The 26446-nt window shown below is 67.3% G+C and carries 23 protein-coding genes; 7 read left to right on the top strand and 16 right to left on the bottom strand.

The window, feature by feature from the left end; all coding sequences use genetic code 11:
• Window positions 1–185 precede the first annotated feature (185 nt).
• Complete coding sequence (gene helR, locus G3I17_RS27845) at window positions 186–2387, top strand: RNA polymerase recycling motor ATPase HelR (protein WP_164600569.1); 2202 nt, start codon at window positions 186–188, stop codon at window positions 2385–2387.
• Here helR and G3I17_RS27840 read toward each other — a convergent pair.
• The 6 genes from G3I17_RS27840 to G3I17_RS27815 all read right to left on the bottom strand — a co-directional run bounded on the left by G3I17_RS27840 (window position 2380) and on the right by G3I17_RS27815 (window position 9309).
• Window positions 2380–3036 carry a phosphatase PAP2 family protein gene (locus G3I17_RS27840; protein WP_164600568.1) on the bottom strand — a complete coding sequence of 219 codons (657 nt, stop codon included), beginning with the start codon at window positions 3034–3036 and terminating at the stop codon, window positions 2380–2382. The two genes, helR and G3I17_RS27840, sit on opposite strands and share 8 nt — an antisense overlap.
• Entirely contained in the window at window positions 2973–3605 is a 633-nt protein-coding gene (locus tag G3I17_RS27835; RefSeq protein ID WP_164600567.1) for a phosphatase PAP2 family protein, read from the bottom strand. The genes G3I17_RS27840 and G3I17_RS27835 overlap by 64 nt, the downstream gene beginning before the upstream one ends.
• Window positions 3606–3729: 124 nt before the next feature.
• Window positions 3730–5988 (bottom strand): N,N-dimethylformamidase beta subunit family domain-containing protein, encoded by a 2259-nt coding sequence (locus tag G3I17_RS27830; RefSeq protein WP_164600566.1) that lies wholly within the window; start codon window positions 5986–5988, stop codon window positions 3730–3732.
• 126 nt (window positions 5989–6114) lie between these two features.
• Entirely contained in the window at window positions 6115–6927 is an 813-nt protein-coding gene (locus G3I17_RS27825) for an MBL fold metallo-hydrolase (protein ID WP_164600565.1), read from the bottom strand.
• A gap of 18 nt (window positions 6928–6945) precedes the next feature.
• Window positions 6946–8412: an ATP-binding protein gene (locus G3I17_RS27820; protein ID WP_164600564.1), complete on the bottom strand. Its 1467-nt coding sequence runs from the start codon at window positions 8410–8412 to the stop codon at window positions 6946–6948.
• A gap of 60 nt (window positions 8413–8472) precedes the next feature.
• Window positions 8473–9309 carry a nitroreductase/quinone reductase family protein gene (locus G3I17_RS27815; RefSeq protein WP_164600647.1) on the bottom strand — a complete coding sequence of 279 codons (837 nt, stop codon included), beginning with the start codon at window positions 9307–9309 and terminating at the stop codon, window positions 8473–8475.
• A gap of 192 nt (window positions 9310–9501) precedes the next feature.
• Between G3I17_RS27815 and G3I17_RS27810 the strand changes: the two genes are divergently transcribed.
• A complete protein-coding gene (locus tag G3I17_RS27810; RefSeq protein ID WP_164600563.1) occupies window positions 9502–9663 on the top strand; it encodes a hypothetical protein in 162 nt (53 codons plus the stop codon).
• 273 nt (window positions 9664–9936) lie between these two features.
• Here the strand turns inward: G3I17_RS27810 and G3I17_RS27805 are convergent, their stop codons facing one another.
• The 6 genes from G3I17_RS27805 to G3I17_RS27780 all read right to left on the bottom strand — a co-directional run bounded on the left by G3I17_RS27805 (window position 9937) and on the right by G3I17_RS27780 (window position 15853).
• On the bottom strand, window positions 9937–10842 hold the full coding sequence (locus tag G3I17_RS27805; RefSeq protein ID WP_239062963.1) for a carbohydrate ABC transporter permease: 906 nt from the start codon (window positions 10840–10842) through the stop codon (window positions 9937–9939).
• Complete coding sequence (locus G3I17_RS27800; protein ID WP_164600562.1) at window positions 10835–11779, bottom strand: sugar ABC transporter permease; 945 nt, start codon at window positions 11777–11779, stop codon at window positions 10835–10837. Before G3I17_RS27800 ends, G3I17_RS27805 begins: the two co-directional genes overlap by 8 nt.
• The gene (locus tag G3I17_RS27795) at window positions 11776–13053 is read right to left on the bottom strand and encodes an extracellular solute-binding protein (RefSeq protein WP_203590837.1); all 1278 of its coding nucleotides are present in this window, start codon (window positions 13051–13053) and stop codon (window positions 11776–11778) included. Before G3I17_RS27795 ends, G3I17_RS27800 begins: the two co-directional genes overlap by 4 nt.
• A 175-nt stretch (window positions 13054–13228) precedes the next feature.
• Window positions 13229–14320: a hypothetical protein gene (locus G3I17_RS27790; RefSeq protein WP_164600561.1), complete on the bottom strand. Its 1092-nt coding sequence runs from the start codon at window positions 14318–14320 to the stop codon at window positions 13229–13231.
• Entirely contained in the window at window positions 14317–14727 is a 411-nt protein-coding gene (locus G3I17_RS27785; RefSeq protein ID WP_164600560.1) for a hypothetical protein, read from the bottom strand. The genes G3I17_RS27790 and G3I17_RS27785 overlap by 4 nt, the downstream gene beginning before the upstream one ends.
• A gap of 46 nt (window positions 14728–14773) precedes the next feature.
• Window positions 14774–15853, bottom strand: a complete 1080-nt coding sequence (locus G3I17_RS27780) for a LacI family DNA-binding transcriptional regulator (protein WP_164600559.1) — start codon at window positions 15851–15853, stop codon at window positions 14774–14776.
• A gap of 79 nt (window positions 15854–15932) precedes the next feature.
• On the opposite strand from G3I17_RS27780, the gene G3I17_RS27775 reads away from it, so the two are divergent.
• From G3I17_RS27775 to G3I17_RS27765, 3 genes are all read left to right on the top strand, one after another.
• A complete protein-coding gene (locus G3I17_RS27775) occupies window positions 15933–16568 on the top strand; it encodes a DUF624 domain-containing protein (RefSeq protein WP_164600558.1) in 636 nt (211 codons plus the stop codon).
• 58 nt (window positions 16569–16626) lie between these two features.
• Window positions 16627–18081 (top strand): DHA2 family efflux MFS transporter permease subunit, encoded by a 1455-nt coding sequence (locus tag G3I17_RS27770; RefSeq protein ID WP_164600557.1) that lies wholly within the window; start codon window positions 16627–16629, stop codon window positions 18079–18081.
• Between the two features lie 135 nt (window positions 18082–18216).
• On the top strand, window positions 18217–20673 hold the full coding sequence (locus G3I17_RS27765) for a Tex family protein (RefSeq protein WP_164600556.1): 2457 nt from the start codon (window positions 18217–18219) through the stop codon (window positions 20671–20673).
• A 116-nt stretch (window positions 20674–20789) separates the two neighbouring features.
• Here the strand turns inward: G3I17_RS27765 and G3I17_RS27760 are convergent, their stop codons facing one another.
• Window positions 20790–21215 (bottom strand): helix-turn-helix domain-containing protein, encoded by a 426-nt coding sequence (locus tag G3I17_RS27760; protein WP_164600555.1) that lies wholly within the window; start codon window positions 21213–21215, stop codon window positions 20790–20792.
• 70 nt (window positions 21216–21285) lie between these two features.
• On the opposite strand from G3I17_RS27760, the gene G3I17_RS27755 reads away from it, so the two are divergent.
• Window positions 21286–22677, top strand: a complete 1392-nt coding sequence (locus G3I17_RS27755; RefSeq protein ID WP_203590836.1) for an MFS transporter — start codon at window positions 21286–21288, stop codon at window positions 22675–22677.
• Here G3I17_RS27755 and G3I17_RS42265 read toward each other — a convergent pair.
• Both G3I17_RS42265 and G3I17_RS27745 read right to left on the bottom strand, forming a co-directional pair.
• Window positions 22661–23437, bottom strand: a complete 777-nt coding sequence (locus G3I17_RS42265) for a GNAT family N-acetyltransferase (protein ID WP_164600554.1) — start codon at window positions 23435–23437, stop codon at window positions 22661–22663. The two genes, G3I17_RS27755 and G3I17_RS42265, sit on opposite strands and share 17 nt — an antisense overlap.
• A 160-nt stretch (window positions 23438–23597) precedes the next feature.
• Window positions 23598–24023: a helix-turn-helix domain-containing protein gene (locus tag G3I17_RS27745; protein ID WP_164600553.1), complete on the bottom strand. Its 426-nt coding sequence runs from the start codon at window positions 24021–24023 to the stop codon at window positions 23598–23600.
• Between the two features lie 67 nt (window positions 24024–24090).
• Between G3I17_RS27745 and G3I17_RS27740 the strand changes: the two genes are divergently transcribed.
• Window positions 24091–25308: an MFS transporter gene (locus G3I17_RS27740; protein ID WP_164600552.1), complete on the top strand. Its 1218-nt coding sequence runs from the start codon at window positions 24091–24093 to the stop codon at window positions 25306–25308.
• On the opposite strand, the gene G3I17_RS27735 is transcribed toward G3I17_RS27740, so the two are convergent.
• Window positions 25280–26161, bottom strand: coding sequence for a GNAT family N-acetyltransferase (locus G3I17_RS27735; protein WP_164600551.1), 882 nt, complete (start codon window positions 26159–26161; stop codon window positions 25280–25282). The two genes, G3I17_RS27740 and G3I17_RS27735, sit on opposite strands and share 29 nt — an antisense overlap.
• Window positions 26162–26446 lie beyond the last annotated feature (285 nt).

Here is a 26446-nt window from a genome sequence, read left to right as displayed (position 1 = left end):
GGACGCACCAGCACACATGCCCACAACAGAACGTTGGCTGAAGGCAACAAAAAAGGCAAGGAGTAGAAGTTCTCCCTGCCGTGTCTAATTTATAGCGTAAGGGTGGGCTTGCCGCAAGGCCCCCGTCATGCCTCAGAATCACTCCCCGTAGCCAAAATCTACGGAACTGGGGAGTGGCCGACTAGATGGAACAACCTCTGACCACCAGCGCATTCGAGCTGCCTGGCAATCTCAGTGCCAAGGCCGACCCGACTCTGATCGGCGGCGACGAGCAGCACTTCGCGGCGATCGAGACCAGCCTCGCGCAGTCGGTCGCCGACCTGTCCGAGCGGCTCGACGAAGCGCGGAAGGCGCCTGGCGGTGAAGGCCAGGAGGCGCTTGATCGCGACCTGGAGGTGCACCGGCTGACCGGACGCCTGCGCACACTCAAACGCTTCGGGCTCGACCTCTGCCTCGGGCACATGGTCAACGCCGAGGACAACCAGCCCGTGTACGTCGGAAGGCTCGGCCTCACCGACAGCGAGGGGCAACGCCTGCTGATCGACTGGCGTTCCCCCGCAGCTGAGCCGTTCTTCGGGGCGACCCACGCCAACCCGATGGGCCTGGCCAGCCGTCGCCGGTATCGCTGGACCCGCGGCCGGATCAGCGACTACTGGGACGAGGTGTTCACCGAGGGCGGCTTCGAGGGCCACGCGGCGGCGCTCGATGACCAGTCCGCGTTCATCGCCAGCCTCGGCAGCAACCGATCGCCACGGATGCGAGACGTGCTCGGTACGATCCAGGCCGACCAGGACGAGATCATCCGGGCCGGCTCGCGTGGCGCCCTCGTCGTCGACGGCGGTCCGGGTACCGGCAAGACGGTCGTCGCGTTGCACCGTACGGCGTATCTCCTGTACTCCGATCCGCGCCTCGGCCACAGTCGTGGCGGCGTACTGTTCATCGGCCCGCACCAGCCCTACCTGGCCTACGTTTCCGACGTCCTCCCCAGCCTCGGCGAGGAAGGCGTGCAGACCTGCACCCTGCGGGACCTCCTCCCCGAGGGACCCACAGCCCCGGACGAGCTCGACCCGGAGGTGGCACGGCTGAAGTCGACCGCGGAGATGGTGAAGGCGATCGAACCGGCCGTTCGGCTGTACGAGGAGCCGCCCACCAAACCGATGACGGTCGAGACCCACTGGTCCGACATCCGGCTCAGCGTGGCCGATTGGGCCGAGGCGTTCGGCTCGGCGGACCCCAGTACTCCGCACAACGAGGCGCGCGACCAGGTCTGGGAGGAGCTGCTCACGATCCTGCTGGACAAGCACGAAGAGGCGTACGACGACGAGGACCTCTCGATCGACCTGGTGCGTAGATCCCTTGAGCAGAACGAGGATCTGGTCGATGCCTTCAGCAAGGCTTGGCCGCTGATCGAACCGACCGATCTCGTCGGCGACCTCTGGTCCGTGCCCGCCTATCTGCGGATGTGTGCTCCCTGGCTCAGCCCCGACGAGGTCAAATTGCTGCAGCGTAAGGACATCCAGGCCTGGACCACGTCCGACCTGCCCCTCCTGGACGCGGCGCGACAGCGTCTGGGCGATCCCGAGGCCTCCCGGCGGAAGCGCCGGCAGAAGGCCGCAGCCGCGGTGGAACGCGAGCGGATGTCCTCGGTCATCGACAACATCATCGCGGCCGACGACGACAACGAGGGCTGGGTACCGATGCTGCGCAGCAGCGACCTCCAGAACGCCCTGGTCGATACGACCGCGCTGCCCACCGCGGATCCGGATCTGCTGGCCGGCCCGTTCGCGCACATCGTCGTGGACGAGGCCCAGGAACTGACCGACGCCGAGTGGCAGATGCTGTTGCTCCGCTGCCCGTCGCGGAGTTTCACCATCGTCGGAGATCGAGCCCAGGCCAGGCACGGATTCACCGAGTCGTGGCAGGAGCGGCTCGAGCGGGTCGGACTCGACCGGGTCAAGCTGGCATCCCTGAGCATCAACTACCGCACCCCGGAAGAGGTGATGGCCGAGGCCGAGCCGGTCATCCGGGCCGCGCTCCCGGACGCCAATGTGCCGACCTCGATCCGCAGCAGCGGCATCCCCGTCGTCCACGGCTCCGCCGACCAGCTGGACTCGATCGTCGGCGCGTGGCTTGCCGAGCACGCGGAAGGGATCGGCTGCGTGATCAGCACCGACCGCGGCGTCTTCCAGGAGACCTCCCGCGTACGGTCGCTGACGCCCGTGCTGTCGAAGGGACTCGAGTTCGACCTGGTCGTACTCATCGATCCGGACACCTTCGGCGAGGGCATCGAAGGAGCTGTCGACCGGTACGTCGCGATGACCCGCGCGACCCAGCAACTCGTGATCCTCACCACGGCGCCCGACCAGCGTCACCCCGGCGTCAGGTGACAGTTCGGTGGCGGTACCAGGTGTAGGCGAGTAGGGCGCAGGTGAGGCCGTTGAGGATGCCGGCGGCGATGTCCGTGGGGTGGTGCATTCCGCGGTAGAGGCGGGCGTAGGCGACCAGGAGCGGCATGACCAGGCAGGCGATGATCGTCAAGGTACGGAGCCAGCTGCGGTGGATGGCCAGGGCCAGGAGCGCCAGGGCTACGTACAGGCCGGTGGAGGCGCCGACGTGGCCGCTCGGGTAGCTCGCGGTCGGGGGTGACGGGTCGAGTTTGGGGACCGGCGGGCGGTCGCGGTCGACGACTCTGGCGGCGATGAGGAAGACCAGGCCCTGCATGGCGATCGCGATCACCGGTACGGCGGTCAGGCGCCAGTCGCGGGTGCGCCACAGCAGGAGGGCGGCGACGATGACGCAGACGCCGATCACGCTCTCGGTGTTGCCGATGTGCGACCAGACGAGCGTGATGGTGTCCCAGCTGCCGGTGCGGTGGTTCGCGACGTCCTTGTTGACCGACTCCTCGGAGTGCGCGAGACCCTCCAGCGGTCCTTTGAGCGCGAAGCCGAAACCGATGACGAGACCACCGAGGGCTACGCCGGGTGCGACGGCCCGGGTGAGGAGGTCGCCGCCGTCCTGCCGATGAATCCGATCCATGATGAGAACACGATCCCTATGCCGAGGATTGATCCCGCGACCACGTCGGACGGGAAATGCGCGCCGATGAAGATCCGGTCGAGCCCGACAGCGACCACCGCGACAGTCGCCACCGCGATCCCGATCCGCCGGGCGGCCACGGACAGCAACGGCCACAACAGGAAGACCATGACGCCGGCCGCCAAGGTGAGGTTGAGGACGTGACCTGAGGGAAACGAGTACCCCGCGGCATGCGGCACCGGATCATCGACGATCGGCCGCTCACGCTGGACGACGAGCTTGGCCCCGGCCCCGATCGCCCAGCCGGCCATCATCGTGACGAGCGCCCACAGCGCCCGCCCCTTCAGCTTCTTAGCCCGCCAGACCCAGCTCACGACCCCTACCGCGACGACGTACACGCAAACCGGCTGGCTGATCACCTGCACCGCCTCCAGTGCCGACACGAGTCCATGCCGCACGGAGAAACTCGTAGCATCCCTGATCGCCGTCTGATCGACCTCAATCAACGGATCGAACTGCTGCCGGACAGCAAACCCAAGCACCACCACAGGCAACGCGAACGCCCCCATAGCCAACACCCCACGCACCAACCGCCAAGCCCGCGTACGGAGCACGGTCCTCGCGTCATCCTGGGAAGCCGTCATCAGAAAGTCAGTGCCCCCGCTCCCCCATCCGAAACGCTCGGGGTACGGGTCAGGGCTGGAGGCCGGGTTCGAGTTTCTGCTTCGGTACTGCGGCCCGTGCCCGGGCGATCGTGGTGTCGTTCGGCACCGCGATCTCCCCGCGGCTCACCCATTCGGCGATATTGGCCACCATCGTGCCTACTGCTTGCTGGGAGCTCGCGGATGGCGTGGGCACGGCCCAGTTGGAGGGACAGCGGGCGATGAGGAAGCAGCCGTAGGCGAAGGAGGAGCCGTTGAGGACGCGGGCGCCTGACGGCGCGGTGTACGTCGTCACGTGCATGGCTGCCGACCGGCCGTTCGTCCGGCAGGTACCGGTGGAGGTCGCGGCGATCGTTTGTCCCGCCTGCTGGTAGAGACCCGGTTGGACCGTATCGATCTCGCCTGCGACGAATCCGGGCAGCGCCGTGCCTGCCGGAACTCCGTCGAAGACCCAGCTGGTCCCGGTGGTCAGGGTGTCGCCGACGACTGCGCACACGTATTCGGCGCCGAGCAATGGTTGTGACGCATAGCCATCGCCCAGGTACCGCCAGGTGGTCGAGCTGTAGCCGGCCGTGTAGCGGTCGATGTCCCAGGAGCGCCTGCTGGCGTCGGTGAAGGTGATCCTCCGGTACGCCGTATTGGCACCCAGGTTCGCCACGTTGACCCCACTCGCGATCGCCTGGCTCAGGGCCGCCCGCATCGGCAGCGAGTAGTACTCGTCGTGTCCGGGCAGGAAGATCGTGCCGGCGCGATCAGGCAGCTGGCCACCGAACTCGTCCAGGTCCTGGTTGGTCCAGTAGGTGACGTCGAGCCCTTTGGACTCGGCCCAGAACACCAATCCCTGCTCCAGTGGGAGAAACTGTCCAGACCCCTGTCCCTCGGCGTACGGGCGGTCGAAGGTGAGCCGGCCAGAGCCGCCGGCCTCGCCACCGCTGTAGAAGCCAATGCCACCGTAACTGTTGTAGGCCTCCCAGGTCGCCGTCGCCTGCTGGATCAGCAGGTCGTGCTTCGTCCCGCTGTCGTCGCGGATCGTCAGCGGCGCGTACGACGCGAACCCGCCACCACTGACCTTGATGAGATAGGTGCCTGGAACCCAGGAGGCACTCACCGGGATGTCGGCAGTCGTGGTCCAGTTCGCGGCGGACGTCATCCGCAGGTCGTGACCATCGGCCGTGCCGCCCGTGGTCGGAGCCGGCTGAACTACGGTCGGTACGGCGTCCTGACGCCAGATCTCCCGAGCACCGAGGCCCTGGTAGTAGCCCATCCGGTACGCGACGATGCTGACCGGCTCTCCCGATGTCACCTTGAGTTCGACGATGTCCCCGCAGGTGGCGGAGGACCGGGTCAGGTAGGCGGCGAGAGGGCCGTTCATCGAGGACGGGATCACCCAATCGTCAGTCCCCGGTTCCGCGTTCTCCGTCCCGGTCGTCGGCCAGTTCGACGGGCAACCGACCCTGACATTCGGCGGGCCACCGACAGGCACCACGGGCATGGCGGCCGGGGGTGCGATCAGATTCAAGGTCGCAGAGCCGGACATCAAGCTTGCTCCCGTCGAGGCCGTGGCTGACATCGCCAGCGTCAGGATGCCGCCGTACTTCGACAACACCAGCCCGTTGACCGGGATGGACAGCCGCGCGCCGGCGCCGACGCTGATCGGAGCGAGTGGCCGCCAGGTCGCGTAACCCCCAGAGGTCGTCAGCGTGCCGTTGATGCTCGTCACGGCGCCTGACGCTCCCGCCGGCAGCTGCATCCGGACGGCGGCCAGGACGCCGGCCCGCGCGACCGTACCGGCGTACGAGAGCGTCGTCATCTGCCCTGGTATCGGGTTGCTCGCGAGGATCAGCACCTTCGCCGGGAACGTTGCCGGCGGCACCAAAGTGCCGGTGCCCGCGGACAGTACCCTGCCGGTGGTACCGGTCGCCTTGAAAGTAAGGCTCCACGGTCCGCCAGTTGGCAGCCGCAGTCCATAGAACGGGATGGAGAATCGCGCCCCCACCCCCATGACCACAGCCTTGCTCGGCCGCCAGCGCAGTACGCCGGGCGAGATCGTGCTGACAGTTCCGTTGATCGAGGTGATCTTGCCGGTCGAGCCGGCCGGGATCGACACTACGACGTCGCGCACGGAGCCGGCCTGGGTCGTCGTGGCCCGATAGGTCAGCGTCACCGTACCGCCGGAGCCGGCGGTGGACGTGACGGTGACATTGGCACCCACCACCGAAGCAGCAGGTAGCACGAAAGTTGCCGATAGCAACAAGATGGCGATGGACGACGCGACCAGCCGACGGAACATGATCCCCCCAGGAACCCGTACCGTGAACTTCCCCCCCAGGAAGGTGACCAGGACAGGTCACTTCTGCGAATGTGACACGTGGTCACCCGGCAGGGAAGGGCGAGCCAGGTCACGGCTCGGTGACGTTCACTGCAGCTGGTCACCGTTGACGGCAGTAGCGATCCACCGGCTTGGCGGCAAGACCTGCCCTGCACTCAGCGCGGGGAAGTGGGCGCCTACGCCAGGGATGGTTTCCAGGCGGGTCCAGAGGCGTTGGCGGGTTCGATCGGCGGTGGTTGGATCTACGTCGCCGTACGAGTGCCAAGTGGGTTCGGCTAGTTGGATGGGACAGGTGATGGCATCGCCGAGCAGCAGGAGCTGGGCCGGGCCGGACTCCAGGGAGACGCAGAGGTGGCCGGGGGTGTGGCCGGGGGTCAGTACTGCGGTGATGCCGCCGGTGACCGTGGTGTCGTGGGTCAGTGGGTGTTGCCGGTCGGCATGGGCCAGGAAGCCGTCTCGAATGTGCGGGCGGATGTCGCCTGGCCCGTTGACGAAGTAGTCCCAGTCGGCGGCGCCGTACCAGATCATCGCGTTCGGGAAGACGGGCTCGGCGGCGAGATCGAAGAGCCAGCCCACATGGTCGGTGTGGAAATGCGTGATGACGACGTCGGTGATGTCCCCCGCGCCGACCCCCAGCGCACCGAGCCCGACGAACAACTGCCCACCGACCAGCCGCATCCCGTGCGGCAACTCGTCCTGATCCGGCCCCAACCCCGCGTCGACCAGCACCGTGCGCTCACCCGTCCGAATCAGAAAACACCCGATCGGCAACCAGGCCAGGTTGTCCCGCCCGAAGAACTCCGGCCGCGCATCCCCCGCCACCCCACCCCCGAAGTACTTCGGATGCACACTGAACGTCCCATCAGCGATCGCATCCACCTGCATCGCACCGAGTTGCATCTGAACCCCTCCGGAAGGTCAGGCGTACATGTCCGCGACAGTCACCAGGACGACATCCTCGCGCTCCGACTGAGCCGCCCGAAGTGCATCGGTGAATCCCGCACCACTGAAGCAGGCCAGGACGCAGCGCTCCGTGTCCAGACCCCGCGCACCGAGAACATCACGAGCACGGGCCAGCCGGTCGAGTTGGTCGACTCCCATCGTCCCTCCCCACTTCGCCTCGCCGAGCAGCGCGACCCTCATCCCACCCTTGCCACCTTCGGTCACGGCGACGTCGATCTCGGTCTGCTTTCGCCCCACCGGGTCGGACACCACGCCGCGACCGACCTTGCCCAGCGGAGCGTCGGCGAGCGCCGCCCCGGGGCCGAGCATGAAGTCGCGGCACATCGACTCGAAGTGCGGTCCCGCGACCTGCGACGAGAACCGCTCGGTCGACTGCGCCCACACCTCGCGCCCCTGCCCGGACTCCAGCCTCGCCCAGGCCGGCCGCATCACCGCCTCATAGAAGTTGATCAACGGTTCGGTGATCCGGTACTGCGCTCGCCCGGACCGGAACAGGTCCTCCTCGTGTTCGAGCAGGTGACTGTCCTCGAGCACGTTGAGCGGATGGGAGATGTCGACCGCCTTCCGGCCGATGTAGTTGGCGATACCGCCCCGAGTCGAGTTGCCGTTGGCGACGGCAGCGAGAACCGAGTGATACAGGGCGGGATCCCTGACATCGGCTTCCTCCGCCAGCAGATAGCGGGCCTCCCGGAAGAGCGGGCTCAAGGGCGAGAGCACCGTTCGCGAGATCCACTCGTCGAACTCGCCCAGACTCCCCGGCGCGTCCTCGGCGAGAAACTGCCGCCGGTACGCCGGTGTGCCACCGAGCACGGCATGCAACCTGGCCGCCAGCGGGGGATCACCCTGAACGCCCCAGAACTCCGCGGACGCGCGATAGCCGAAGGGCCGGATGACCAATTCGAGTTGCGCCCGTCCACGAAGTGGCGCAGTACTGGCGAGCAGTCCGCCCATCACCGACATCGCGGATCCGCAGAGCAGGAGCCGGATCGAGTTCTCCTCGCGCTGGAAGCGGTCGAGCTCGCGCTGGATCAGTGAGGGCAACTCCGGTGCCGTCTTCGACAGGTACGGGAACTCGTCGATCACGGCCAGCAGCGGCCGGCCCGAGGTCGCCAGGCCGAACAGATAGCTGATCGCGTCGTCCCAGTTGGCGAAGGAGAAAGGTGACGGCGACCCCGCATGCGCGGCCAGGGCCGCTCCGAACTGGCGAAGAGATTCCCCCGCGGTTCCAGCGGTGGCCGCGAAGTAGAAGCCCGCTTGCTGTTCGACGAGGGCGCGCAGCAGATACGTCTTGCCCATCCGCCGCCGGCCGCTGACCACACCGAGCATGGCGTGCGGCAGCGGCCGGGTCGCGAACGAGAGGAGCCCGGCCCACTCGGCGTCCCGGCCGAAGACGTGAGCAGGCTTGGCAGCTGACCTGGCCACCCGATCCTCTTTTCTTAGGACTGTACTTACAAGAAGTGTACTCCTAAGAATTGCAAGCGGCTATCCGCCCAGTAGCGGGATCAGCTGTTTCTCCTCGTAGTCCAGGTGGGCGATCAGGGCCGTGGTCAGGCGGTCCAGGTCGGGGAGGAGGTGGGCTGGGGGTGCGGTGGTCAGGAGGGTTTGGAGGTGGTCCAGGAGGGTGGCGATCGAGGCGTGTTCGGCCTGGAGGCGTTCGATGGTCTGGGTTGCCTCGGGGTGTTGGTCGAGGAGGGCGGGGAAGAGGCCGATCGATTCGCCGGTGTGGTGGTTGTGCAGGCCTTGGCAGATCTTGAGGCAGTTGATCCGGAGTTGGGCGCCCAGTGGGGCGGTGGCGCCGGTGGAGGCGGCGGTCACCACCTCTTTGCGGATCAGGGCGAGTTCGCTGCGGAAGGCGCCGTGGATCTGGACCAGGTAGTCGGCGAACGAGCCGGTGAGTCGCGGCGGGCCCGGCGCCGCCTGGGTCAGGGCGACGACCGGGATGATCCGGGTGGTGTTCGCCTGGTACTTGCCCCAGCCGGGGTCGGCGCCGACCAGGCGGGCGAAGATCTCGTCGCGCTCGGCGTCCCGTAGTACGACGGCGTTGGCCTCGTACGTCTGCAGGCCGTCCTCGACGGTGGCGCGAGGGTCGGCGAGCAGGTTGTGGTACCAGTCGGGGTGCTTGGGGCCGCCGCCGGCGGAGCCGACGACCAGGACGCGGTCGGAGGTGTCGGGGTAGTACCCGAGGACCGTCGTGTGGGGCTTGCCGGAGCGGGCTCCGGTGGTGGTGAGGAGCAGCAACCGCGCGCCGTCGAACGGACCGCCGACGCGGCCGCCGTTCGCGCGGAACTCCTCGATGATCTGCTGGGTGAAATCGTTCAGGGTTCTCTCTGCTTTCCGGCTGAAGGAATCTCAGGACAGGAAATGCAGAGATGAGGGGGAGCCCTGGCGGCTCCACCGGCGCTCAGAACGCAGCCGGGTGCCTATCTGATGAATGGCCCAAGGCCGACCCGGCAGTCACAGCACAAGACTAGCCACCGATGGGGGTCAGGCGAAACCCAACACCGAGGTGAGGTGCTAGACAATTTCGGCGCGTCCGACGCCCCCACCAGAACGATCGCCCTCTGGACCAACCTCCACGGCCTGGCGATCCTCACCACCACCAACGCCCTGGCTCTCCTCGACGCCGATCCCGCCGTCTTGGTCCCCGGCATCGTTCACACCCACCCGGCCTGAAAACCCGATTCGATTACGGAGAGTTATGTCGCCGATTCCACGCGTAGTGAAATTGCGGCGAAAAGGGTGCTCGGGCGGAAAAATGCCGGGAATCGAGGAAATAGTAGAGAAAGGTGTAACGGCTCTCAGGTTGTGACGATAAAAGGTTGAGACGTCCTGGTCTTGAGGGGGGCAAGTGGACGCTCCGGTGGTTCTTCGGAAACGCCGGTGATGTGGAGGGGGCCCCAGCAGGTGCTCACCCGGGGCGGGGTGAGCACCTGCGGAGGGGACCTTCTACCCCTTGATCCCCACGTTCGCCATTCCTTCGACGAACCTCTTCTGGGCGAAGATGAACATCAGGATCATCGGCAGCGTCGCGAGCGCCGTACCGGCCATCAGGTAGGGCCACTGGACCTCGGCCGGGTTCTGGGCGAAGATCGCCAGCCCCAACTGCAGCGGCCGCAACTCATCCGACGTGGTGATCATCAACGGCCAGAGGAAGGCGTTCCAGGCGGCCTCGATCTGGAACACGCAGATGGTGATCAAGGCTGGTTTGACCAGCGGCGTCATGATCCGCCAGAAGATGCCGAACTCACTCAGGCCGTCGACCCGGGCCGCCTGGGCCAGTTCGTTCGGGATGGACACATAGAACTGCCTGGCCAGGAAGGTGAACAGCGGCGCGGCGCCGAGCGGGATGATCAGCCCCCACCAGGAGTTGAGCCAGCCGATACCGCCCTGGCCGAGGATGTTGTTGCCGCCGAACAGCGGGATCGACTTCACGATCAGGAACAGCGGGACCAGGATGATCTGGAACGGGACCAGCAGCAGCAGGATGAAGTAGCTGAGCAGTGCCTTCGAGCCGCGGATCGGCAACTTCGCCAGCGCGTAGCCGGCCGTCGTACAGACCGCCAGCGTGAACGCCGTCTCGCCGACCGCGATGAACAGGCTGTTGCGGAAGTAGCGCAGGAACGGCGCCGTCTGCATCGCCTCGACGAAGTTGCGCCAGCGCAGCTCGCCTGGCAGCCAGGAGAATTTCGCGATCTCCAGATCGTTCTTGAAGGCGGTCAGCACCATCCACAGGAACGGCGTGATCATCAGCAGCGCGCCGATGCTGAGCGCGACGTACAGCACGACCCGGCCGATCCGCAGACCCGGCGGCTTCGAGCCGACGATGGGACCGGTCATCGTTGCGCTAGTCATTGACATCCGCCTTCTGGAGCAGGCGTCCGAGCCCGATGAAGACCGCGATCAGGAGCATCAAGATCACGGTCTCGGCGGACGCGTAGCCGAGTCGTAGGTCCTGGAACGCGTTCTGGTAGATGTCGAGCACCAGCACCAACGTCTCGGTACCGGGACCGCCGTCCGTCATCACATAGACGAGGTCGAAGACCTGGAAGGTGCCGACGATCGAGGTGACGAGGACGAAGAACTGCACGGGACCCAGCGCCGGCCAGGTGACGTTGGCGAACTTCTGCCAGCGGCTCGCGCCGTCCAGCGCGGCGGACTCCAGCAGATCGCGGGAGACGCCCTGCAGCGCGGCGAGGTAGATGATGATCTTCGTCCCGAGTCCCTGCCAGATGCCGACTACCATCAGGGAGGGCAGCGCCGTGTCAGGGTTGGACAGCCACTGATTCGGTGCGAAGCCGAAGAGGCTGAGGAAGCCGTTGGCCAGGCCTGATCCCGGGTTGTAGATCCACAGCCAGATGGTGGCGATGGCGACCGTGGCGGTCACCGTCGGCACGTAGAAGGCGGTCCGGAAGAAGCTGAGCCCGCGGATCTTCTGGTTCAGGCCGAGGGCGATCGCCAGCGAGACCGCCATCGACACCGGGATCACCACGACGGCGTACATCACGGTGTTGACGAAGGCGGCGCGGAAGTTCGCGTCGCTGAAGAGGACCGTGTAGTTCTCGAAACCGACCCAGGCCCAAGAGTCGCCGAAGCTGTAGTCGGTGAAGCTGAGCGCGACCGCGAAGATGATCGGGATCACCAGGAAGATTCCCGAGTGCAGCAGCGCGGGCGCGAGCAGCAGCCAGCCGGCTCGTACCTGACTCCGGATCAGTCTGCGGCTGTCCTTTGCCGGAGCCGGGCGACGGGGACTGGCGATGGCGGGCGTGGATTGTTCCAGAGTGGCGCTCATCGGGACTGTCCTGACAGGTTGGCCAGCGTCTTGGCGGGATCCTTCTGACCGAGGACCGCCTGGGTGAGCTGGGTGTCGAAGTTGCCCCGCATCTCCAGCCAGTTCGCCGAACCGCCTTCGTAGATGGCGAGTTCGAGACCGCCGGCGACGAACTTGCTGAGCGGGTTCGACTTCGCCTGCGGAGAGTTGACCGCGTCTTTGTAGGCCGGGATCTTCTTGTTCAGCTTGGCCATCGCGTCGACCGCCGTCGGCTTGGTCAGGGACTGGATGAAGGCCCAGGCCGCGTCCTTGTGCCGGGCGCGGGAGCCGATCGAAGCCAGGTCGCCGCCGACGAACTGCACCTCTTTGCCGCTGTCGAACCGGAAGAACCTCAGGTCGTCACAGTTGGCCTGACCGATGCCCTTCTCGGAGCAGTCGACGGCACCGCCGGTGATGCCCATCGCTGCCTCACCGGTGTAGACCAGCGGCTGCTGCGCGGCATTGCGCTGACCATAGACCTGGACGTTGTTGATCATCGACTTGATCCACTCCAGCGTCTCCACGCCCTTGGCGTTGCTGTAGTTCGGCTGACCATCGACGTACAGCGGCGTCCCGGTGGACGCGAGCAGGGTCGTGTACGTCTGGCGGAAGCTGGTCGGCGCGGCCAGATCGAACCCGGAGCGGGTGATGGTCCCGTCGGGCTTCCGCTTGGTCAACTTCTCGGCAGCGGCCTTCAGTTCGGTCATGTTCTTCGGCGGCTTGTCCGGATCCAGCCCGGCCTCCTTGAAGGCGCTGACCCGGAGCGCGACCGCCCGGGCGTCGGCGATCACCGGGTAGGCGTAGAGCTTGCCGTCGTACGTCGCGGCGGGCACCATCGCGCCGATGCTCTTGTCCTGGATCACTTCGGGGGTGACTCCGTACGGCCCGAGGTCGGCGAAGAGCCGCTTCGACGCGAACGTCTGGACCCAGCCGACGCCGGTGACCATCACGTCGTACGGGATGCCGGCCGCGATCGAAGTGGAGATCTTCTCGTTCAGGTTCGCGTACGTCGCGTAGTCCGGCTCGACCTTCATCTTCGGATAGGTCTGCTTGAAGTCGGCCACCACCTTCGCGAACTCGTCGCGGCCGGTGTTGCTGGCCGGGAACGAGGGGATCAGCACCCGCAACGTCCCGGTCGCCTCGGCCGGTGGGATGCCGTCCGTACTCTTGTCGATCACCCCGTTGCCACAACTGCTGGCGGCCAGGCCGAGTACCGCGGCCAGCACCACCAATCCACTCCGGGCACCACGTCTCACAGGGGAACTCCTTCGCTGCCGAGCGGGGCCCGCGCCAGTCAAGTGACGACCAGACCACCGAGTGCAGCGAAAGTATGGGGAAAGGGCTTTCCCGTCAATACCCCAGCGCTCGAATGATCAAATTCGATCAATAACGGAACTGCCGCGATCAGAGTTCCACGCAGCGCGCCGCTGATCACTCGCCCCGCTCGGGCCCCTGCCGCTCCGGCCCGCCCTGTCCGCCACTCCGTCGAGACCCTTGCTCCCCGGCCGCAAGTACGTGCGCAGACGACATCGGGGCCGACCCACTCAAACCCGCCCGCATCGCGTGCTGGAGATCACTCGACTGCGGAGACTGCGCCGGCTCCTGCATCTGCTGTGGATTCTGCGTCTGCTGAGGGTTGTTCTGAGCCTGCTGCCCAGCCTGCTGCTGCGCCCCACGCTCGACTCGCTGCTCGGCCTGGGGAGCGGACCACTGGCCCCGGATCGCCTGTACCTCAGCGATCCCGGCATCCGCCGCGCGACCGCCCGCTTTGGCCGACTCGCGACGCAACTCCTGGGCGTTCAGCCCCTCCAACCCCGGCAGCGGTTCGAACGGCGGTCGCATGGCCGCCGCGATGCGCTGCACCGCCGCCTCGCGCCCCTGCTCCGGCACCAGCCCGGGCAGTTCGCTGTTGTCGTACAGCGTCTCCGCCGCCACCTGGAACTTCTGCTCCGCGTTCACGACCGCCAGCCGGCGGACGACCTCGTCCTTGTCGACGCCGCTCTCCCGGGCGATGCCGTTGGTGAAGGTCTCCGCGGCCGGCACGTACTGCTTGTACGACCGGTTGGCGTCCGCGGAGCCGATCCCGGGAGCGACCTCCTCCAGCCCGAGATCGTCGATGTAGCGGTCGACGTTGGCGTAGCTGTAGAGCTCCGTGACCCCTTCCTCGAGCGATTTCACGCTCGGGTTCTGGAAGGCGTCCTTGGCATCGCTGTGCTGGGTTCCCTCGGCCGCGAGCACGTGGGTGTTCTCGTGCAGCACCGTCTTCACGGCTTCGCGGTACGACTGCAGAGTCCGCGGATCCTGGTTGTGAACCCGCGCATTGTCGAACATCTCGCGCAGCGGCTCGTTCACCGACCGGTCGGAGTACTCGATCGTGTTGTCCCACTTCACCGCGCCCCGGACCTTGCGAGCGGGGTCGGTGACGTCGAGCTTGCCGTTCCAGGACGAGTGGTCCGCGCCGGAGATGCGGACGGCGGCGTTGGCCTGCTCGTCCATCATCCCCTTCAGGCTGGTGACCTTCACTGCGGGTCGGGCTCCAGCGCCATGATCAGCATGTAGAGCGACTCGTTCATGTCCAGGATGGACGCCTGCTCGGCCGGGTCGGCGGCGTCGGCGATCCGGCCGATCTCGGCCATCGCCGCCTCGGCGCGGGCGATCCGTTCGGCCGGCGTGCCGTCGGCGGCGTTACCCCGGGCGTGGGCGCGGACGGCTTCGACCATGGCCGGGGACAGCGGCGGCTCGTCGTCGTACGAGAGCACGTCCTCGATCGTCGCGATCTGGTTCTCCGCGGTACGCCGGTCGACCGGCGAATCGATCGCGGCGGCCATCGACCTCAACCGGACCAGGTCGGGGGCGAAGTGGGCAGCGGGCTGGTTGTCGATCGAGTCGAAGACCTGCTGGTACTCGGTCTTGAACTGCTCGTAGTCCATCCGTGCCTCCTGATCGTGACTCTGTCGGCCCAAATGTAGCTGTGCGTCAGGCCCAGGTGGTGGCGGCCAGGGCTCCGCAGGAGGCGCGGACCCGGAGTTCTGGGAGGAGGGAGAGGTGTTGGGTGGGGGCCGGCTGCGGGGAGGCGGACTTGAGTTTGCGGAGGAGGATTTCGCAGGCGGTTTCACCGAGGGTGAGTTTGGGTGGGCAGACGGCGGTGAGGGGGACGACCGCCATTGCGGCGGTTTCGTCGTTGTAGGCCACCACGGCCAGGTCGTCGGGGATCCGCAGGCCGTGTTCCATTGCTCGTTCGATCAGGCGGGCGGCGTGTTCGTCGGAGTGCACCAGCGCCGCGCGGGCGCCGAACGCCTCGCACTCGGCCAGGAACGCGTCGTGCTGGGCGAGGGTCGTCGGGTCCTCACCGCGGGCGGGTAGCGCGACCGGCGAGACGAACAGCTCCACCCCGAGCGACTCGGCCGCCGCCGCGATCCCGTGCCGCAGCCAGTACGCCGTGACGCTGGCGTTCAGGTTGATCCCGATCTTGCGGTGCCCGAGCGAGACGAGATGCCGCAGCGCGAGCATGGCGCCGTACGCGTGATCCGTACGGACGTGGTCGTACTCGCGTCCGACGTTCGGGAACCCGAAAGCGCGCTCCATCAGCACGACCGGTACGTCGATCGCGTCCAGCGTCCGGCGGAGCTCGGCCGCGCGGCCGTCGCCGAGGGCGGTACTGAGCAGCAGGCCGGCCACGCCGATTCCGAGCACCTTCTCGAGGCGCTCCTGCTCGACGGCCACGTCGTACCCGGAGACCCCGAGCACCAGGCGGGCGCCGTACCGGTCGGCCATCGCCTCGGCGCCGCGGATCACATCGGCGTAGTAGAAAGTCGAGCTCGGGACGATGATCCCGATGGTCAGCTGGCTGCTCTGACCGGCGTGAACCGGCGCCGGAGTGGTGCCGACCGCGCCGCCGTGCACCCGGCGCAGGAGTCCGGCCGTATCGAGCTCGGCGAGATCCCGGCGTACTGTGATCGCGGAAACGCCCAGCTCGGTCGCCAGTTCGGCTACCCGCAGCCGGCCGTGCCGGCGCAGGCTGCGCAGGATCAGCTCGTGGCGTTCCGGTGCGAGCATGGGGACCCCCGGGGTCTTGTGATCCGGATGTGATTGTTTGTGATCATACGATCATGAGCTTCGAGGTGAGGGAGAACCAGTGAGCGAGACCGGTGGAGCCGGCCGGACCAACGCCGTGCTGTCGAAGCTGTCGGTGATCGGCGATCTGCTCATGCTGCAGATCGTCTTCCTCGTCCTCAGCATCGGTATCGTCACGCTCTACCCGGCGGCGTTCGCGTTCCAGCGGGTCCTGCCGGACGCCCTCAGCCAGGACCACCCGCAGCTGCTGCGCCGGTTCTTCAAGCAGTTCAGGTGGGCCTTCCCGCGCTTCTGGCTGTCCGGCCTCGCCCTGTACTTCGGCAGCATCGCGCTCGCCTTCGGACTGCTCTTCTGGGCGAACGCCAACGGCCCGATCCGGATCGTCGCGCTGGTCATCCTGGTTCCGCTGACCGGGATGATCGTCGGGCTCTATCTGAGCGCGCTCGCCGTCCTTCCAGGAGCGCCTGCGGACAGTACGCCGAAGAGTCTTTTCCGCGAGGCCAACCTCTTCCTGCTGCGCCGGTCGCTCTCGGTCGCCGGTGGCGTGATCGCGCTGCTCACCTGGTTCGCGCTGGTCTCCCAGTTGCCGACCCTGTTCGCGGTCGGTTCGGGACTCGTCCCGGCGCTGATCGGCTACTGGATCTCGCGCACCCGGAACGTACGGGAGAAGAAAGATTCGCCGGACGTGTCAATCTGAGCCCTGCTGGTTCGACGTAGAGGTGTAAGGCCCACCTCGGACCAGAAGGAGTACCCAGATGTACGCGACGACCGACACCCGGGCGACGACGCCGGCCAAGCAGGGCGGCCGCTCGCGCTGGGCGGCTCTCTACGTGCTCTGCGCGGGCATGCTGATGATCGTTCTCGACGTCACCATCGTGAACGTGGCGCTGCCGGCCATCCAGGATGATCTCGGCTTCTCCAGCTCCAGCCTCGCGTGGGTGGTGAACGCGTACCTGATCGCCTTCGGGGGTCTGCTCCTGCTGGCCGGCCGGCTCGGCGACCTGCTCGGGCGGCGGAACATCTTCGTCAGCGGCCTGGTCGTCTTCACCGTCGCCTCCGTGCTCTGCGGCCTGGCCACCTCGGCGGAGGTCCTGGTCGCCGCGCGCTTCCTGCAGGGCATCGGTGGCGCGCTCACCTCGGCGGTCATCCTGGGCATGATCGTGACGCTGTTCCCCGAACCGCGCGAGCAGGCCAAGGCGATCGGCGTCTACGCCTTCGTCGCCTCGGCCGGCGGCTCGATCGGGCTGCTCGCGGGTGGCGCGCTCACCCAGGCGATCAGCTGGCACTGGATCTTCTTCGTGAACCTGCCGATCGGGATCGTGGCCGTGGTGCTGGCGGTCAAGCTGATCGAGAAGGACAAGGGCATCGGGTTCGGCCGCGGTACCGACGTACCAGGCGCTGTACTGATCACCGCCGCGCTGATGGTAGGCGTCTTCACCATCGTGAAGCCCGCCCCCGAGCTGGGCTGGACGGCTCCCCGGACCATCGCTTTGTCGTTGCTGACCCTGACGCTGCTGGCCTGTTTCATCGTCCGGGAGGCGACCGCCGCGAACCCGCTCGTCCCGCTGCGGATCTTCCGGTCGCGCACGCTGACCGGCGCGAACCTGATCCAGGCGCTGTCCAGCGCGGGCATGTTCGGCATCTTCTTCCTCGGCTCGCTCTATCTGCAGCGCGTTCTCGGGTACGACGCCCTGGAGATCGGGCTGGCGTTCCTGCCGACGACGCTGGTGATGGGGCTGCTGTCGGTGCGCTACTCGGAGAAGCTGGTGATGCGCTTCGGTCCGCGCCGGCCGTTGATCGGCGGGCTGTCCCTGATCGTGGCCGGGCTGGCGCTGTTCACGCAGGCTCCCGTCGACGGCAACTACTTCATCCACGTGATGCCGGTGCTGTTCTTGCTGGGACTGGGTGGCGGCATCTGCTTCCCCGCGCTGATGGGTCTGTCGATGGCGGACGTGAAGCCCGAGGACGCCGGCCTGGCCTCCGGCCTGATCGGCACGATGGGCGAGGTCGGCGCCGCACTCGGCCTGGCCGTCCTGGCCACGCTGTCCGCCACCCACACCGAGAGCCTGACCAAGGCGGGCAAGCCGGTCCTGGAGGCCCTGACCAGCGGCTTCCAGCTCTCCTTCGCCATCGCCGGTCTACTCGTCGCCATGGCAGTCGTCATCGCCTGCACCCTGATGCGCCCGGCCCGCGGGACCGACGCCGCGTAGTACCGGATTCGGGGCGGTTGTCCACAGGGTGGGGGCGGTGGTCTTGTTCTGTCGGGGGGATAGGGAAGGATGTGGGGTGTGACGAGCGGGGCAGAATGCTCGTCTGTCATTCGGATGTAGAGGGGATGCGGGACAGTGGCATTGCAGTCGGTCGAGCAGAGGATCGCGGACGAGCTGGAAGTCGGCGTGGGGCAGGTCCGGGCAACCGTCGGGCTGCTGGACGAGGGCTCGACAGTGCCCTTCATCGCGCGGTACCGCAAGGAGGTCACCGGCGAGCTCGACGACGCGCAACTGCGTACCCTCGAGGAGCGCCTGCGGTACCTGCGCGAGCTCGAGGAGCGCCGGACGACCGTGCTCGAGTCGATCGAGAGCCAGGGCAAGCTGGACGACGCGCTGAAGGCGTCGATCCTCGCCGCGGAGACCAAGTCGCGGCTGGAGGACATCTACCTGCCGTTCAAGCCGAAGCGCCGGACCAAGGCGATGATCGCCCGCGAGGCCGGCCTGGAGCCGCTCGCGGACGGGCTGCTGTCCGACCCGAGCGTGCCGCCGCTGGCCGCGGCGACGGTGTTCGTGAACGACCAGGTGGCCGACCCGCAGGCCGCGCTCGACGGCGCCCGGTCGATCCTGGTCGAGCGCTTCTCCGAGGACGCCGACCTGATCGGTGAGCTGCGCGAGCGGGTCTGGACGCGCGGCCGGCTGGGGTCGAAGGTGCGCGAGGGCAAGGAGACCGACGGCGCGAAGTTCTCGGACTACTTCGACTTCGACGAGCCGTTCACCAAGATGCCGTCGCACCGGATCCTGGCGATGTTCCGCGGTGAGAAGGAAGAAGTGCTCTCGCTGACCATCGAGTCCGAGCCCGCCGGGGCCGAGGCGCCGGAGGGCCCGACGGAGTACGAGGCGACCATCGCCCGCAAAGTCGGCGTGGAGAACAAGGGCCGTCCGGCCGACCAGTGGCTGGTCGAGACTGTGCGCTGGGCCTGGCGGACGAAGATCCTGGTCCACCTCGGCATCGACCTGCGGACGCGTCTGCGGCAAAGCGCTGAAGACGAGGCCGTCCGCGTCTTCGCGGCCAACCTGCGCGACCTGCTGCTCGCTGCACCGGCTGGGACGCGCGCGACGATGGGGCTCGACCCGGGCTTCCGTACCGGCGTGAAGGTCGCCGTTGTCGACGCGACCGGCAAGGTCGTCTCCACCGGGGTGATCTACCCGCACGTCCCGCAGAACCAGTGGGATCGATCGATCGCCACGCTGGCCGCGCTCGCCGCCGCCCACAAGGTCGATTTGATTGCTATCGGCAACGGTACGGCGTCACGGGAGACCGACAAGCTGGCGGCCGAGCTGATCGCCAAGCACCCGGAGCTGAAGCTGACCAAGGCGGTCGTGTCGGAGGCGGGAGCGTCGGTGTACTCGGCGTCGGCCTTCGCGTCGGCGGAGCTGCCGGGGATGGACGTGACGCTGCGCGGCGCGGTCTCGATCGCGCGGCGGTTGCAGGATCCGCTCGCCGAGCTGGTGAAGATCGACCCGAAGTCGATCGGCGTCGGGCAGTACCAGCACGACCTCCCGGAGAACTCGCTGTCGCGGTCGCTGGACGCTGTCGTCGAGGACTGTGTGAACGCGGTGGGTGTCGACCTCAACACCGCCTCGGCGCCGCTGCTGACCCGGGTCTCCGGGATCACCCAGGGGCTGGCGGACAACATCGTCATCTACCGCGACCAGAACGGCCCGTTCAAGTCGCGGACCGCGCTGAAGGAGGTGCCGCGCCTCGGCCCGAAGGCGTTCGAGCAGGCGGCCGGCTTCCTCCGGATCCCCGATGGCGCCGACCCGCTCGACTCGTCGAGCGTGCACCCGGAGGCGTATCCGGTGGTGCGCCGGATGATCGACTCGACGAAGACCGACCTGAAGTCGCTGATCGGCTCGTCGGCCCTGAAGTCGCTGAAGGCGGCTGACTTCGTCGACGACATGTTCGGTCTGCCGACGGTGACCGACATCCTGGCCGAGCTGGAGAAGCCGGGGCGCGACCCGCGACCGGCCTTCAAGACCGCGACCTTCGCCGAGGGCGTCGAGAAGATCGGCGACCTGAAGCCCGGGATGCGGCTGGAGGGCCAGGTCACCAACGTGGCCGCCTTCGGCGCCTTCATCGACATCGGCGTGCACCAGGACGGCCTGGCCCACGTCTCGGCGCTGTCGAAGAACTACGTCAAGGATCCCCGCGAGGTCGTCAAGCCCGGCGACATCGTCAAGGTCAAGGTGCTCGAGGTAGACATCCCCCGCCAACGCATCTCCCTGACGCTACGGCTGGACGACGAAGTAGGCACCCCAACCTCAGGCGGCCGCCCCGGCGAAGGCCGCTCAGCCCGCACCGGCGAAAACCGAGGCGGTTCCAGTGGCTCTGGCGGCTCTGGCGGCTCTGGCGGCTCCGGCGGCTCTCGTGGCAACGGCGGTAGCGGTCCTGCCGGCGGCGGCAAAGGTCGCGGCGGTCAAGGCGGTCAGGGTGGTCGCGGTACAGGTACCTCACAACCTGCCAAGGACGTCCCGATGGACGAAGGCTCCCTCGCCGACGCCTTCCGCAAAGCAGGCTTCACCGTCCGCTAGCCCCAACCCCTGAACAACTCGGCCGGCAATCCTCACGGGTTGCCGGCCGTTTGCCTGCGCACAGACCCCACTCCGGCAGTCCCCGGAGGTACGAAACCAGGTGGCGGCGGGGAAGGTCAGCTGGAGGTGCTGAGCTGGCCGGCGGCGTCGTAGGTGGCGCGGGCGGTGGCGATCTCCTGCTGATGGGATTCGGTCCAGGTGACCAGGGACTGGATGGTGGCGTGCAGGGTGACGCCCAGCGGGGTGAGCTCGTAGTCGACGCGGGGTGGGACGACAGGATGGACGGTACGAAGTACCAGGCCGTCGCGCTCCAACTGGCGAAGCGTCACGGTGAGCATCCGCTGGCTGATGCCGTCGATCGTCTTCTTCAGTTCGGTGAAGCGCAGCTTGCGGTCATCGAGCAACGCGATCACCAGCAGGGACCACTTGTCGCCGATCCGGTCGAGGATCTGCCGGACCTCGCAGTCCTCGCGGGTGTCCCACTGGAACGCATCCTCGGTGCAGCAGGAGTAACTCGGTTCCTTTGAAGTGCCTTCTTCCACAATCCCTGATGGTTCCTCAAGATGGGGTCAGTTACAAGAGATAACCAACCTCACTTCCAAGAACCGGAGCATGTCCGTGTCATCAACCATCACCCAGCAACGGCTCACCGGCCGGGCCTGGGCTGTTCTGTTCGTCCTCTGCGGCGCGGTCTTCCTGGAAGGCATCGACGTCTCGATGATGGGCGTCGCGCTGCCCGCGATCCGGACCGAGCTCGGCCTGTCCACCAGCGAACTGCAATGGGTGGTCAGCGCCTACGTCCTCAGCTACGGCGGATTCGTCCTGCTCGGCGGCCGGGCCGCGGACCTGCTCGGCCGGCGGCGGATGTTCGTCGGCTGGCTGATCGTCTTCCTCGCCTTCTCCGGTCTCGGCGGTTTCGCGACCGAAGGCTGGGTGCTGATCGTCGCCCGCTTCGTCACCGGCATCGCCGCCGCCTTCATGGCCCCGGCCGGCCTGTCGATCATCACCACGACCTACCCGGAAGGCCCCCAACGCACCAAGGCCTTGCTGGTGTACGCCGGTACTGCGGCCGCCGGGTTCTCGCTCGGCATGGTGGCCGGCGGACTGCTGACCGCGATCGACTGGCGCTGGGTCTTCTTCGCGCCCGTCGTGCTCGCCGCCGTGATCCTGGCCGGCGCGATCACGCTGCTCCCGCGCGAAGCGGCTCCGGACCGGCAGCACGGCGGTTTCGACCTCGGCGGCGCGATCAGCCTGACGGGAGCGATGCTGCTGCTGGTGAGCACGGTGGTCCGGGCACCCGAGGTGCCGCGGCTGCAGACCACGCTCACCGCGATCGCCGGCCTGGCACTGCTGGTCGCGTTCATCGGCATCGAGCGCCGGGTGCGGGAACCTCTGGTCCGGCTCGGCATCTTCCGCAACGGGGCTCTCGTCCGGGCCAATCTCGGGGCGATCCTGCTGGTCGGCTCGTTTGTCGGCTTCCAGTTCATTGCGGTGCTCTATCTGCAGGAACTGCGATCCTGGACCGAACTCCAGACCGGACTGGCATTGATGGTGATCGGCATCGACTCGATCCTGGCGCCGACACTGACGCCCTGGCTGGTGGGCCGCTTCGGCAACGGCCGGGTGGTCTTCGGCGGATTCGCCTTCGCCGCGGCGGGCTACGCCCTCTTTCTGCCGCTCAGTGCGGACTGGAGTTATCCGGCGATGTTGCCGTCACTGATCCTGCTCGGGCTCGCGTTCTCACTGGCCTACGGACCGCTCACCATCGCGGCCACCGATGGGATTTCCGAGCAGGAGCAGGGATTGGCGAGCGGCGTACTGACGACGTCGTTCCAGTTCGGCTCGGCGCTGGGCCTGGCCGTGGTCGCCGCGATCCTGGCCGCCGCGGACGAACTGACGGTGGACGACTTCCGATCCGCGCTGCTCGTCCCACTCGTCGCGGCCGGTCTGGGACTGCTCGCGGCACTTCCCGGACTGACTCGCGGCGCTAACGCAAGTCGGTGAGGTGGCCGCCGGGGTCGCCGAGGTGGACTGCGGTTGCCTTGGGTTCGTAGCCGATGCGGCGGTAGATACGGTCGGCGCCGTCGTCGCCTGGGGTGAGCCAGGCGAGGGTTGCGCCGCCGGTCTCGAAGGCCTGCCGGGTCGCGTACGCCGTTGCGATCGCGCCCAGACCGAGGCGTCGGTGCGAGTGGAGGGTGCCGACGCCGGCGATCTCGGTGACGCCGTCGGCGACTGCGGTCCACGCGGCGGTGGCGACCGGTACGCCGTTCTGGCGGATCAGTACTGCGGCGCCGTTCGCCGGGTCGGGCTGGAAGGGGTTCGTCGTGTCGTCGGTCTCGTAGGCGTCGGCGGCGACGGCATTCGCCTCGTCCTGTTCTTCGGGCGAGGTGATGACCGAGGCAGTGACGCCTTCGGGGAACTCGGGGAGCACGAGTCCGTCAGGCTCGACCACCAGCAGCGGCGGGCGCGAGACGATCGTCATGCCCTCTGCTGCGAGGGCCTCGGCCAGGCCGGGGTTGGCCTCCTCGATCAGCTCGGCGTGCAGCCAGCGCCCTTCGGCAGCGAAGGCTTTGCGGATCGTCTCCAACGCCCACGACACCTCTTCGGGGTCGAAGGCCGTTCCCGGGTCGGCCGCGACGGCGCCCGACAGGAACCAGACCTCCTCGTCGTGCAGCATCCCAACCAACGGACCGGCCACGATCTGCCGCCGCGAACGAGCCAGACCGGACAATTGAGCGGACGCGATCCGCGCAGCAATCTCCACCCTCCGACCCTAGCCCGACGACCAACCACCCGCCCGCCTTTGTCGAGACTCCCCACTTTGAGCACCGGCTGAGCGTTCTACTCGCGAGTACGTGCCTACGCCGTGCACAAAGTGGGGGCCTGGAAACGCAAAGTCCGTCGACCCAGTTACGGCTCCGCGGTCAGGGCCTGTGGGAGAGAAGCAAGAGGTCGAGAAGCCGGTCGAGGTCGGCGAGGGTGGGCTCGTCGGGGAGGAGCCCACCAAGGGCGTCGAGGGTGGTCGTCAGTTGGCGTTCGATGGAGCGCTTGGTGGTACCGCGAGCGCCGGCCAGTTCGGCGATGACGCCGCGGGCGCGGGGTGACTCCGCCAGCAGGTCGGCGGCGTTCGAGGGCAGCAGCGACTTGACCGGCGCTTCGTCGACGATGGTGAGCTGCAACTGCGCGCCGAGGGCCGTGGCCAGGCGATCCAGGGCGGCGACGGTGGGATTGCCGCGCCCGTTCTCCAGGTTGGCGATGTACGGAACGGAGAGGCCCGCGTCGACGGCGACGGAGGCGATCGTGCGATTGGCCGCCTTCCGGCGGTCTCTCAGTTCGGCGCTCAGATCCACAAACCACACACTATCCTGACAGAACACTATTGCCAAGAAGTGTTCTGACAAGATAGCTTCCGTCGTCGTGAGGATCTTGCGGAACACCGACTTCCGGCGACTCTGGATCAGCAACGGGATCTCCGGTATCGGCTCCTGGCTGCTGGTGATCGCCATCCCGGTCCACGTGTTCCAACTGACCGGCTCGACCGCCGCAACCGGGCTCACGGTTGCGCTCGAAGCAGTGCCCGCCTTGGTCGTCGGGCCGTGGGCCGGCGTGCTGCTCGACCGCTGTAACCTCTCGCGCGCCATGTGGCTCGCCGATCTCGCCAGCGCAGCCGCCGTCGCCTTGATTCTGTTCGCCGACTCCGCCGACCGCGTCTGGCTCGTCTACGTCGCAGTACTGGCCGAGAATCTGGCGACCACGGTTTTCAGACCGGCGTCCCGGGCACTCACGCCGGCGGTGGTGGGGACGGGCGAAGAGCTGGTTGCGGCGAACTCTCTCACCGCGTTCTCCGGCAGCGTGATCCGGCTGGCCGCGCCGCCTCTCGGCGCGCTCCTGCTGACGGGACCAGGAATCACCTTCGTCCTCCTCCTCGACATCGCCAGTTACTTGTTGTCCGCGGCAATCATCGCGTCGATCAAATACCACCACATTGCCGTAAAGGGCGAAGTGGTCAAGGGATTCCGAGCGCTCAAAGAAGGACTGCGAGGCGTTGCCCGGAGCAAGATCCTCTCGGGCATCTTGATCGCCAACGGCGTCTTCCTGACCGCCAATGCCGGAGCGACGGCACTCCTCGTTCCCTTCACCGTCGAGCGGCTCGACGCACCCGGGCAGGCCGTCGGCTATCTGATCTCAGGCCTAGGCGCCGGCTTCCTACTGGGCGCCGCGCTCAGCCCGAAAGCCCTTACCTGGTTAGGGATTCGCGATCTGCTCATCGTCACCCAGGTGGCGACCGGCGTCGGCTTCTTCGCCCTGTTCAATGCCCCGAGCGTGCCCTGGGCGATTGCCGCGGCGGCCTTGATCGGCTTTCCCGGCAGCATTCTGCTGATCACCGCGGAAACCACCGTCCAGCGAGTCGCCCCCACCGAACTCCTCGGCCGGATCGGCGCCCTCTTCTTCGCGATGGACTCACTCACCGTGGTCATCGGCGCCCTCGCCGCACCCGTTCTCGTCAAAGCCACAGGCCTGCCGGTCGCACTCAACGTGATCGCGGCGTTCGCAGTACTGGCCGCACCGGTGACGCTGTTAGCAGTACCAGGCCATCCGGCGAAGCTCAGCCGGATGAAGCACCCGACACCGTGACGGTATGCCCGTCCGGCAGCCGAAAGGCGAACTCACGCCGAGACCACGGCGTATCCGCCGGCGCCGCATCGACCACCAGACCCGCCGCCACGACAGCCTCATGAACAGAATCGACCGGTACGCCGATATCGAGCCCGAGCGTCACTGGCGAGATCTCCGTCGAACGCTGGAGGTCTAGCACCGGAGCACCGTTCCACCGGGAAACGCCGAGCCGGGCGAACTCCACCTCCGGCTCCCCGAACTGGTAGATGACCTGTAGCCCGAGCAGCTGGACCAATAGGTCGGCCGTCTTGGCCACGTCACTGACCGGCAGTTGCGGCCGAATGCTGACGACCGCCTGGGCGACCGGCTCAGCAGCACGCGCCATCACCATCCACTGCGAGACCTCGCCGAGATTCCTTCGCGGCAGTCGACCCGCGAGTTCGAGCTGGGCCCTGCGGGCGACGCCGATCGACCGGGCATTGCGGGCGTCGATCCAGGCCTCGATGCCGTCGATCTCCGGCAGCGCCAGCAGGTGTTCGACGACCACGCGCGCGGCCTCACCCATCAGCCCCCGACCCCAGAGGTCGCGATGGAGGTACCAGCTGATGCCGCGGATCGAGGTGCCCTGGTCGGAGTAGACGCCGATCAGGCCGATTGCCCGAGAGGAACCGTGCAGCCGCAGTGCCCAGATCAGGCCGACGTTGTCGCCGTAGTCCTCGACGATGCGGGCATTGGAGGCAGCGAGGTCAGCGGTCGGCTCCGCATAGGCGGCGGCCGCCCAGATCGGGTCCATGAACATCGTGTGCAGGTCGGCGAGATCCCGTTCGACGTCGAGGGGGACCAGATCTAGCCGTTCAGTGGTCAGCTGCATGGTGGGCATTCTCTCCCAGCAGTGAGCCGATCACGGTCCGTGGTCGGGGAGGCGCTACGGGCAGTAGTTACGGCCCTGGGCGAAAGTCGCGGCGGTAGAGGTCCGTGAAGGGAATCCTGCGGTGTGCCGAATGGGTCGTTCAGCCGACTGAGGGGAGGCAACCAGAGCGTGGCCGGAGCGTGGCCGGACGTGCGCCCGGAGTTACCAGGGCGTCCTACATTTGCGGCTGCGCCGAAATAGTCGGGTGTTCGAATCGTTATTGGCAAATTCCTGCAAACATTCTTG

The organism is Streptomyces sp. SID13031 (genome assembly GCF_010548305.1).
Lineage (GTDB): Bacteria > Actinomycetota > Actinomycetes > Propionibacteriales > Kribbellaceae > Kribbella.
This window is presented reverse-complemented; position numbering and strand designations above follow the sequence as displayed.